1 pseudogene is annotated in these 360 nt (G+C 35.3%); it reads right to left on the bottom strand.

Annotated elements, in window-relative coordinates:
• Positions 1-360: pseudogene (locus ACY2RS_RS15515) on the bottom strand (glycosyl hydrolase family 30); the annotation flags it as partial.

Raw genomic sequence — 360 nt, 5'->3', positions numbered from 1 at the left:
CCTCGTAAGCATCTACATACTTTGAAAAGAACAATGCCCACGTATCATAATATTTCGGCAATAATTTACCTACAACCCATTCGTTATTATCTTTCATCCATGGCGCTGCAGTCCAAGGTGAAGCAACAATTTTAAAACCATCCTCAGATACTTCCATAGCATCTTTAATCATGGGTATTACATCGTCTTTATCATCTTTAATGGTAAAATGCTCTAACTGCATATCACCTTCAACTGGAGAATAGGAATACTGTGATAAGGAAAAATCACAAGAATTCATATGGGTTCTTGTGAGAGAATAATTAGCCCCTTCTTTTGAGAAAGATGCATTCAAGATAATGTCTCTATTCTTTTTGCTTA

It is taken from the genome of Patiriisocius sp. 208BN25-11 (genome assembly GCF_058147145.1).
The sequence above is the reverse complement of the archived record's forward strand: the minus strand, read 5'-3'. Positions and strand labels throughout refer to the sequence as shown.